This is a genomic window from Peribacillus aracenensis (assembly GCF_025175645.1).
GTDB classification, from domain to species: Bacteria; Bacillota; Bacilli; order Bacillales; family DSM-1321; genus Peribacillus; species Peribacillus aracenensis.
In genome coordinates, this window is record NZ_JANZMJ010000060.1 from 1 (window position 1) to 7967 (window position 7967).

Here is a 7967-nt window from a genome sequence, read left to right on the forward strand (position 1 = left end):
ACACCCGTTCCCATTCCGAACACGGCAGTTAAGCTCTTCAGCGCCGATGGTAGTTGGGGGTTTCCCCCTGTGAGAGTAGGACGCCGCCAAGCCATTTAAAAGATCAGCCATCCGGCTGGTCTTTTTTTGTGTTATAAAACCAATTATGAGGATGGGTCAAAACGATTCTAAATAAAAATGAGAACCGCCTTTCGATTTCAGCCTCTATCAAGGATGATCTAACAACTTCTGTATATGGGATATAAAGCGAGATGTTCTTCCAACCTTACTTAGATACGAGTTATTCAAATCGATTGCAAATAACTGGATAATTAGTTTAAATAAGCAGCATTGCATATATTTTAGCCAAAAAGAAATTTATTCAGAAACAGGTAACTTATTCAGAAACAGGTAAATAAAAAAGTGGAGAATATCGAAAAGGAAGGGAGCCTTCATAAATAATAAAATAATTTGCGCCACTGTAAATAAAAGTGTTCTTCATCTTGTATGAACACTAACAAATCAAAGGATGGCTGAACTTTTAAGGTGAATAGGTTCAAAAATGAGAACCTTTGAAATTTAAAAGTAATGAGTATGAGGGATCGCTTCATGTGTTTGACACAATTAAATTAGCGCAGTATAATAGTTTGGTAGAACGATATACTAAAGAAAGTTAACTAAAAAACTTTAGCGTAAGAGTTAATTCAATACCTTTTGAATTTAGAAACTAATTGTTAAGTATAACGATATACCAATTATTATTAGTAGAACGATGTACTTATAATAACTAAGATTAGTAGAACGATATACTAGTTTGTGAAAGTTAGTAGAACGATGTACTAACTTAAGCCGGTTAACCTAATGAAGTTTATTGTTTTTATTTAGTAAGTACGTAACTTGTTTCTTAAATTTGTGGTATGGGGTAAGGGGGAAACTTCTGAAAGGCTTAAGAATCAAATTGCATTTCGATAACTTTTTTAATAGGGGTGTGTTTCATGAAAAATCCATTTATAAAAATGGCAACAGGTTTATATATTAGCTATTTTATTTTAGGCATGATCAATATTATCATTGGGTCAAATATGGAAAACTTATCCGAACAATTAAATACAAGTGCCTCAGGGATAAGTTACTTGGTCTCTGCAATAGGAATCGGTAAGTTAGTTTCATTGTTTTTCGCCGGTAGACTGTCGGATAAGTTAGGAAGGAAGCCGTTTGTCGTTTCAGCATCTTTTATCTACCTGATCTTCCTCATAGGTATACCTTTGGCTCCTAACTACACATTGGCATTTATATTTGCTGTGTGTGCTGGTGTTGCAAACTCATTTTTGGATGCTGGTACGTATCCAGCACTTATCGAGGCTTTTCAAAAGAAAGCAGGTTCCGCTACTGTATTAATAAAAGCGTTCGTTTCAGTCGGGGCCGCACTTCTACCATTTATCATGGCGTTCTTTATGGCTAGAGATATGTTTTACGGATATACATTCTTCTTGATGGCTGCTGTTTATCTTGTTAATGGGCTTTTCCTCCTTAAGGTTTCATTCCCGGATCATAAAGCTCAACGCCAGACTCAAGATGATGAACAAGCTGTGCCGGTTCAACACCAATTCCTCTCAAAACCGAAGTTTGCCCAAGAGGGGGTTGCCGTCATACTATTAGGCTTCACATCAACTGCTTTATTCATGCTGGTTCAAGTCTGGCTCCCGAACTTTGGTCAAGCTGTATTGGGGCTAACCCAGGCTAAGGCTGTTCAATTGCTTAGTTACTATAGCATTGGCTCCCTTGTTTCTGTCATATTACTAGCAGTTCTATTGAATAAAGTAATTAAGCCCATTACCGTCATGATTATTTATCCGATCATTGCAGCATTATCTTTATTGTCACTCCTATACATCCAACAACCATTTATAACTGTTTTGAGCGCTTTCTTCATTGGGCTTTCAACTGCAGGGGTGTTCCAATTGGCCATGACAATAATAACAGAGTTCTTCCCTGCCAATAAAGGGACGATTACTTCATATGTAAACATTGCAGCCAGTTCAGCCTTTATTATCATACCTTTCGTTACAGGCATCATTTCTAAGAGTGCGGGTTTATCTGCGGTCTTCTTGTTTGATGTGGCAATTGCGTTAGTTAGTATTATATTGGCCGTATTCGTTGCCTATCGATACAAAAAGGTAATTAAGGTTTCCAATTAACGGTTTAGCCGAAAATCAGCGGGGCATGAATCTCCACTGAAGATAATGATAAAAGGGGGAAACATCCATGAAAACAATCACGATCAAAGACGTAACGATCGGAGAAGGGGTACCAAAGATCATCGTTCCACTGATGGGAACAACTGAAGAAGAACTGCTTAAAGAAGTTGAAACGGTAAATGCACTGCAGCCAGATATCATCGAATGGCGAGTAGATGTCTATGAACAAGTTGAAAGCTTAGAAGCTGTTTCGGATATGATCTCTAAACTTAGGAGTGCTGTACCCAATACTTTGCTGCTTTTCACTTTTAGAAGCCATAAGGAAGGCGGGAATAAGGAAATCAGCGATGAATATTATTTCAAACTTCTTCATGCAGCAATTGGCACGAAAAAGATTGATCTTGTCGATGTGGAGTTGTTTTTTGAAGAATCATCAGTGAAGGAGACTGTAAAGGTAGCTGAGGAAAATGGCGTATACGTAGTAATGTGTAACCATGATTTCGATAAGACACCAGCAAAAGAAGAAATCATTTACCGATTACGTAAAATGCAGGAATTTGGAGCCCATATTCCAAAAATCGCTGTAATGCCCCAGACGGTTGGTGACTTACTCGTTTTATTAGATGCAACTTACATGATGAAAACAAAGTATGCCGATCGTCCATTCATTACGATGTCAATGTCGGGCACAGGCCTGGTCAGTCGATTATCAGGTGCGGTGTTTGGTTCTGCTTGTACATTCGGTGCCGGAAAAGAAGCATCTGCCCCAGGACAAATTCCTGTTGCTCAATTAAGAGATGTAATGGAGATCATTGATCAAAACATTTAACTCATAATTCCTTTCAAGAAGGAATTTATATAAGATTTTAAAAAACAGGGGGAATAAAACATGGAAAATCTAGGACGCATTAATGGAAAAACGGAATTAGTAGGATTGCTGGCAACACCTATCGGACATTCTTTATCACCTGCCATGCATAATTTGGCTTTCGATAAATTAGGCTTGAATTGCGCTTATTTAGCATTTGAAGTTGGAAATGAACAGCTGGAAGATGCAGTCAAAGGGATGCGTGCATTAAATGTAAAAGGATTTAACGTATCCATGCCAAATAAAATGAAAATACTTCCATATCTTGATGAATTGGCAGACAGTGCTAAATTTTCCGGGGCCGTTAATACAGTTGTCAATGTCGATGGAAAGTTCGTAGGTCACAGTACCGATGGAATGGGATATACTCGGAACCTAAAAGAACATGGTATAGATATTAAAGGCAAGAAAATGACTCTTATCGGTTCTGGCGGGGCTGCCACTCCAATTGCCATTCAATCTGCGCTGGAAGGTGTGGCGGAAATCAGCATTTTTGCTCGTGATGATGCTTTCTTCCCGCAAGCAGTAGAGAATGTACGGATCATCAATGAAGATATGAAGCACTTAAATGTGAAAGCCAATGTATACCCTCTTGAAAATGTTGGACAACTAAAGGCTGAAATCGCAACTAGTGATATTTTGGCAAATGGAACCGGCGTTGGCATGAAACCACTTGAAGGCTTAAGTGTCATTCAAGACGAATCAATGCTGCGCCCTGATTTAATCGTAACCGATGTTGTATACATCCCACGTAAATCAAAACTAATGGAACAAGCTGAGGCTGCCGGTGCTACAGCCATTAATGGCCTTGGGATGATGCTTTGGCAAGGTGCATTGGCCTTTGAATTATGGACAGGTCAACAGATGCCTGTTGATTACATCAAAGAGCAATTGTTTGCAGAATAAGATGATTCCACTCTGGAGATTATTCTTCATTTTATCGTAATAGAGGTTTAGTCATAATCGATGTGCATCATCGTTATATGATTCTCATCAAATGAGTGAAACCTCGGAGCTAAGAAAATGCAGGGAGTGAAATCCTTGTTTTTCTTAGCGTTTTTTTTTTGAAAAGTGGTTTTCATATAAATGGATAACATAAAGGGGAGGCTTTAATGTAATTACATTTGCATTAAAGTGTTCTAGGGGAGAAACACAACGGGATTTTTTAGAGGGGTGTAATAATGAAAAATCAGTATTTTAAAGCGGCATCTGGCATGTATATTAACTATTTTCTGCTGGGGATGGTAAATATAATTCTCGCCTCAAACATGCCCTCTTTAACAGAACAATGGGATACGGACTCTACTGGCATCAGTTATCTTATTGCAGCTATAGGAATAGGTAGATTACTCACGTATGGTCTCTCGGGAGTATTATCGGATAAATTTGGAAGAAAGCCATTGGTCATTGTCTCTTCGGTTATAATGGGAGTTTTTTTAATTGGGATTCCATTTTCCCCCACATATGAAATGGCCTTTGTATTTGCTTTACTTGCGGGAATTTCCAACTCAGCCATGGATGCGGGTACATATCCGGCGCTAACTGAAATGTTTCCTGAATCTGCTGGTTCCGCCAGTGTCATGGTCAAGGCTTTTGGTTCACTTGGTGCAACAATCCTACCATTCCTCATCCTGTTTCTTGCTAGGAATCAATTATTTTACGGGTTTGCATTTTTATTACCGGCTGTCATCTATTTCATGAATTTGTTTTTTATGTTGTCCGCTTCATTTCCAAAAAGCAAATCCGACGCTGTCAGTCATGAGGAGGTTTTGCATATGAACAGGTTCATAACTGAACCAAAATTTTGGAGCGAAGGAGTCGCGCTAATCATAATTGGGTTTACATCAACTGCGTTATTTACAGTTTCGCAAATCTGGCTACCGAGTTTCGGCCAGGAAGTTGCAGGGATGTCATCTTCAGATGCAATTAAATTATTGAGCTTTTATAGTGTTGGATCACTAATTTCCGTCCTGCTATTATCCATTTTATTAAACAAATGGATTAAGCCGGTGACGGTGATATTGCTTTATCCAATGATTACTTTACTTACGGTAATCATCATATTAACGATACATTCACCTATTGTCTTGAGTATTAGCTCCTTTTTCCTTGGAGCATCGACAGCTGGGATATTTCAATTAACCATTGCAATAATGACTGAACTATTCTGGAGGAAAAAAGGAACTGTAACGGGGATCGTTGCGACGGCATCCAGTTTGGCGAGCGTCATTTTACCAATTGCAACGGGCTTGATAGCTAAGAGTGGGGATATATCGCATATATTTTTTTTCGATTGCTTTATTGCAACGATAGGAATCCTAGCTGCAGCTTTTGTTTATTACCGGTATAAAAAATTGACACAGCATCAGACCATATTTAACCATGGCTAAAATATTGAAGGATTATTAAAACTCCATCTTCTAGAACTAGGGTGGCGTTTTTTTGATATAGATGTATTGGAGGGATTATTAATCGATGAGATAGCCATGTTCCAAAAGCAAGGGTGTAATAATGACAGTAACTATATTATTATTATAGTAAGAACATGATAATAATAAGTATATCAAAAATACATTCAAGATGGTGATTGAACTATGAAACAATCCAAAAAAGGACGGGTCACGCTGCAAGAGGTAGCGAAACATGCTGGGGTATCTACATCCACTGCTTCCCTTATCGTTCGTAATAACCCCCGGATATCGGAAGCGACGCGAAAAAAGGTATTAAAATCCATGCATGAATTAGGCTATGTTTACGATAGAATTGCAGCAAACCTAAGGTCGCAGAGTTCCGATACTGTAGGAATCATTATTACCGACATATCAAATACCTTTTTTTCTGAATTCCTGATAGGCGTTCACGATGCATTGGATGAGGTTGGTTATACAGTGTTGCTGGGGACTACATTCGACTCGGTTGCCAAGCAAGACCATCTCCTTTCGACCATGATGGAACATAGGGTGGGAGGCCTGATTCTTTGTCCTGTCTCTGAAAGCTCACAAGATACAATTGAACGGTTAAATGAAATTGACACGCCGATGGTCCTTGCTGTCAGGGAACTACCTGGAGTGAATAGCGACTATGTAGGCATAGACTATCCAGAAGGAGCCAAGATCGCTGTTGAGCATCTCCTTGGAAAGGGGCATAAAAGAATTGCGCTTCTTGGTGGCATCAAGGAATCTTCTACTTGGATTGAAAGAATGGAGGGATACCGTGAAGCTCTTTCAAGAGCGGGATTGGAAGTGGATGATTCGTTGGTGATAGATAGTGCCCCTACACGGGAAGGAGGGCTGGAGGCTGTATTGAAAGTACTTGAGAATCCTAATCCGCCTACTGCAATTTTTTGCTTTAGTGACTTAATTGCCTTCGGTGTTATGCAAGGATTAATGATGAAAGGATATACACCTGGAAAAGATATAGATATCGTAGGGTTCGATAACGTTCCAGTCGCAGAAATCTATCATCCTCCGTTAACGACCATTTCCTCATTCCCTAGACGTATAGGAAAGGAGGCGGCGAATCTTCTGTATCAGCAAATGGAGAAAGTTGAACGTGAACAACAGCGAATCATATTGAATCCAGAACTGATTATTAGAGAGTCTTCCTAAAAAAGAAAAATAAAAAGGTGATTAGTTTACAGGAGGTTAGGTATCCATACCGCTGTACCCTTTTCATCTTTTCTATTATTCTTTTATTGGGAACATTGATTACATAACAAAAAGGATGGTTTTACTTAAGCGGTTCATAAATATCCCAGGCCACTTTTAATGAATCGACTATGAAGTCTGCCACTTCATCAACATCAAGATCATTGGTATTCACTTTTGAATGATGATAGGAGTATATTTCTTGTCTTGTGTAAAAGAGTTCTTCAATTTCCTCAAGTGACCGACTTTGTAAAACAGGTCTACTATCAATTAGTAAGCCTATTCTTTCTTTCCAGTATTCCCAAGATAAGTCCAGATAAAAGACAATGCAATTGGATAAACAGATATTCCGTATATCCTCTTGTAAAAATGCCCCGCCTCCAACTGAAATGATTTTCAATTGCTGTTGACTAAAGCTTTCAATCACACTTTTTTCTTTTTCGCGAAAAGCTTTTTCCCCAAACTTCTTGAATATTTCCGTAGTGGGCATATTGAATTCCTTTTCAATTTCTTGATCTATGTCAATAAAGTCCCTATATAATTTCCTTGCTACTTTCTGACCGATCGTTGTCTTTCCTACCCCCATAAAGCCAATAAAAACGATACTTTGCATCCTCAAAGATGTGTTTTTATTAATCATTTATAAATTCCTCTCCCAACTATTTTTATAATGATTAAAAGTCTCTCCTGAAATTTTTAAAATATATTTATTATAGTACATGAAAGTAAAATTGTAAAAAAAATTTTTTAATATTTGGACAATGTAATCCCGTGATTTAGCGGTTTATTTTAAATCAATTCATTCGAAATGAACAATCAGGTTTCATTATTCGATTTATACATCTAATTATACGTTTCTTCATCTATACAGTTTGTTATTGCCGTTACTTATCACTTGCGGGTTTTATGGGTTTTGCCAAAAGCATTATCAGGTTGAAGGGGAATGTGTTTCAAACGGGTCTATGAATCAATAAATTGGGTGGAGGCAATGATTTTGTTTGATGTATATATTTCAAGCGGAAGCCAGGGTACGACTAATACATTTATTCCATTAAGTGATTAAATCATTTAACAAAGAAATGTATAAAATGTGTTGACTTTATATTGGGAAAGGATTAATATAAATAAGCACCAACTAAGACAAACGAAAAAACTTCATCACTTTCGGCAGATTGCTGAAAGAAATAACTATTGACTTCTTACTATGAAAATGATAAGATGAAATGGTCGCTGAAAAACACAGCGATTTAAAATAAGTTAAAAACTTCGCAGAAG

6 protein-coding genes and 1 rRNA gene are annotated in these 7967 nt (G+C 37.9%); 6 read left to right on the top strand and 1 reads right to left on the bottom strand.

What is annotated here, in order from left to right; all coding sequences use genetic code 11:
- The 6 genes from rrf to N0M92_RS28505 form a co-directional block, all read left to right on the top strand.
- A 5S ribosomal RNA gene (gene rrf, locus N0M92_RS28480) occupies positions 1-92 on the top strand; the annotation flags it as partial.
- 882 nt (positions 93-974) lie between these two features.
- Complete coding sequence (locus tag N0M92_RS28485) at positions 975-2177, top strand: MFS transporter (protein WP_260288935.1); 1203 nt, start codon at positions 975-977, stop codon at positions 2175-2177.
- A 67-nt stretch (positions 2178-2244) separates the two neighbouring features.
- Positions 2245-3006 carry a type I 3-dehydroquinate dehydratase gene (gene aroD, locus N0M92_RS28490; RefSeq protein WP_260288936.1) on the top strand — a complete coding sequence of 254 codons (762 nt, stop codon included), beginning with the start codon at positions 2245-2247 and terminating at the stop codon, positions 3004-3006.
- A 60-nt stretch (positions 3007-3066) separates the two neighbouring features.
- The gene (locus tag N0M92_RS28495; protein WP_260288937.1) at positions 3067-3951 is read left to right on the top strand and encodes a quinate/shikimate dehydrogenase; all 885 of its coding nucleotides are present in this window, start codon (positions 3067-3069) and stop codon (positions 3949-3951) included.
- Between the two features lie 275 nt (positions 3952-4226).
- Positions 4227-5435 carry an MFS transporter gene (locus N0M92_RS28500; RefSeq protein WP_260288938.1) on the top strand — a complete coding sequence of 403 codons (1209 nt, stop codon included), beginning with the start codon at positions 4227-4229 and terminating at the stop codon, positions 5433-5435.
- 204 nt (positions 5436-5639) lie between these two features.
- Entirely contained in the window at positions 5640-6653 is a 1014-nt protein-coding gene (locus N0M92_RS28505) for a LacI family DNA-binding transcriptional regulator (protein WP_260288939.1), read from the top strand.
- 121 nt (positions 6654-6774) lie between these two features.
- On the opposite strand, the gene N0M92_RS28510 is transcribed toward N0M92_RS28505, so the two are convergent.
- Positions 6775-7332 (bottom strand): shikimate kinase, encoded by a 558-nt coding sequence (locus tag N0M92_RS28510; protein ID WP_230304103.1) that lies wholly within the window; start codon positions 7330-7332, stop codon positions 6775-6777.
- Positions 7333-7967: the final 635 nt, after the last annotated feature.